Raw genomic sequence first — 2718 nt, 5'->3', positions numbered from 1 at the left:
CCCCCCCCCCCCCCCCCCCCCCCCCCCCCCCCCCCCCCCCCCCCCCCCCCCCCCCCCCCCCCCCCCCCCCCCCCGCCCCTCAGCGCAGCAGGTCCGGGACCTGGAACTCCACGCCGTGCACGTGGGTGGCCAGGAACGCGAACACCGTCTCGTACCAGAGGGTGGAGTGCTGCGGGGTGAGCACCCAGTGGTTCTCGTCCGGGTAGTACAGGAACCGGTGCGGCATCTCCTCCGGGTCGCCGTCCCAGTGCTCGTTCAGCGCCCACCACAGCGCCAGGCCCTCGCCGATCGGCACCCGGTAGTCCTTGTCGCCGTGGATGACCAGCACGGGGCTGGTGATGGAGGCGGCGTGCGCGGAGGGGTCGTTGGCGGCGACCATCTGCGGCGTCATCTCCCGCGCCCAGTACCAGGGGGCGTCGGTGGTGGCGCCGAAGTGGCCCAGCGACCACAGGCTGGCGTGGGTGACGACCGCCCTGAACCGGTCGGTGTGCCCGGCGATCCAGTTCGCCATGTACCCGCCGAAGGAACCGCCCATCGCGGCGGTGCGCGCGGCGTCGAGGTCCTCGCGCTCCAGCGCCGCGTCGGTGACCGTCATCAGGTCCGTGTACGGCTCGGCGCCCCACGCCCCCCAGCCGCGGGCCAGGAACTCCGCGCCGTAGCCGGTGGACAGCCCCGGGTCGGGCAGCAGGACGGCGTACCCGCGCGCCACCGCCAGCCACGGGTTCCACCGCCAGGACCAGGCGTTCCACGATCCCAGCGGACCGCCGTGCACCCACAGCAGCAGCGGGGCCGGGGCGTCCGCGGAGGCGCCGGCGGGCAGCGCCAGCCAGGCGCGCAGGTCGCTGCCGTCGGCGGCGGTGGCGCTGACCTCGGTGAGGGTGCCGGGCAGCGGCACCGCCGGCGCCGGGCCAGGCAGGGGCTGCGGCTGCTGGTCCGCGGCGCGCGCGTCCAGGCGCACCACGGCCGGCGGGGCGTCCACCGCCGAGCGCACCGCGTACACGTGCGCGCCGTCCGGGGACACCTGCAGGGAGGAGTAGGCGCCGCGGTCGCCGGTCAGGCGCACCACCTCGCCGCCGGCGACGTCGACGCGGAACACCGGGGCGCCGCCGCGGTCGTCGGCGGACAGGAACAGCTCGTCCGAGCCCGGGCCCCACTGCGGCTGGGCGTGCCAGAACTCCCGCTCCGGCACGACCTCGCGCACGCCGGAGCCGTCCAGGGCGACGAGCACCAGGCGCACCGCGGGCGGCTGCACCGGGGTGGAGCGGGACTCGGCCAGCGCGGCCACCGAGCGCCCGTCGGGGGAGACGGCGACGGCGCCGAACTCGCGCTGCGGGTCGTCGGCCAGGACCCGCACGCTGCCGTCGGCGGTGGAGATCGCCACCAGGCGCACGTACGCGTCGCCGCGCGGCTGGGCGACGACCTCGGTGGTGACCAGTTCCGCGCCGTCGGGGGTCAGCGCCGAGCTGGCCTCGTGGTGGCGCAGGCCGGGGGCCGGGGTCAGGTCCGTCCAGGTGAGCAGGTCGCGCTCGCCGGCGGCGGGCTCGGCGCCGGGCAGCGTCGCGGCGAGGAACCGCGGCTCGTCGGGGCCGAGGTCGGCGTCCCAGTAGCGCACGGGCACGCGCGCGTGCAGCACGGCGCTGACCTTCTTCTCCTTGCGGGCCGCGCGGCGCGCGGCGTCGGAGGTGGGGCCCTCCTCGGCGGCGTCGGACCCGGGCAGCGTCGCGGAGGTGACGACGACGCGGCCGCCGGTGCGGGCGACCAGCGGCTCGGAGACCCCGCCGGGGCGGGTGCCCACCACGCGCGCCTCCCCCGCGGGCGGCAGCGCCCACAGCGCGGCCGGCGCGTCGTCGTCCCCCCGCGCCTCGGGGTCGGGGCGCGCGGAGGTGAACAGCAGCGTGCCGTCGGGGGCGAACACCGGGGAGGACTCGGCGGCGGCGCTGCGGGTGAGGCGCCGCGCGGGACGCTGCCCGGCGGGGTCCACCTCCCACAGCGCGCCGCGCCAGCGGGTGGCGTCGGGGGTCAGGGTCGCCACCGTCGTCACCAGGCGGGTGCCGTCGGCGGACAGCGCCAGGCCGCTCAGGCGGGGCAGCGCCGCGAAGGCGCCGAGGTCGGCGAAGGGGGTGCTCGTGGGGGTGGTCGCGGGGGTGGTCGGTGGGGTGTCGGCCATGCCCCGTTCTATACCGCCTGGACCGGGGCGGTCGGGATCAGGCCGGGCGGAAGGACGTGCGCGGCGGCGCGCCGGGGGCGCCGGGGCGCAGCAGGGGCGCGGTGACCTCGCCGGGGCCCAGGACGCCCGGGAGCGCGTCGTCGCGGTGCAGCGGGGCGGTGACCACGGCACCGGGGCCGCGGTGCACGGCGCCGAGCACGGCGGGCACGGGCACCTCGGCGACCGCGGCCGCGGGCCCGGCCGCGGGCGCGGCGGCGGGGGCCGGGCCGGTCGGGGCGGGCGCGAGGTCGGTGCCCGCGCCGGGCAGCAGGGCGAGGCCGGCGGCCGCGGCGGCCGTGCCCGCCAGGGTCAGGGCGAGGCGGTACGGGGTCATGCCGTTCTCCTTGCGCCGTCCGGGTGAACTGCCCGTGGTCTCGGCACCGCCCCGGCTCCCCTTGAGCCCCCCCCTCTCACCCCTCCCCGCCCCCTCCCTGGGGGGGGGGGCTGGGGTGGGACCGCCCGGGTCGCGCGGGCGGGGGGGGGGGGGGGGGGGGGCGGGCGGGGGGGGGCGG

Annotated in this window: 2 protein-coding genes; both read right to left on the bottom strand. The window is 79.7% G+C overall.

Annotated features, from left to right (window positions below; translation table 11 throughout):
- Nucleotides 1–79: 79 nt before the first annotated feature.
- A complete protein-coding gene (locus ACRYR7_RS25120) occupies nt 80–2167 on the bottom strand; it encodes a S9 family peptidase (protein ID WP_432575096.1) in 2088 nt (695 codons plus the stop codon).
- A 37-nt stretch (nt 2168–2204) separates the two neighbouring features.
- Entirely contained in the window at nt 2205–2540 is a 336-nt protein-coding gene (locus ACRYR7_RS25115; RefSeq protein WP_432575095.1) for a hypothetical protein, read from the bottom strand.
- Nucleotides 2541–2718 lie beyond the last annotated feature (178 nt).

It is taken from the genome of Kineococcus gurbantunggutensis, from assembly GCF_050871925.1.
Lineage (GTDB): Bacteria > Actinomycetota > Actinomycetes > Actinomycetales > Kineococcaceae > Kineococcus.
This window is presented reverse-complemented; position numbering and strand designations above follow the sequence as displayed.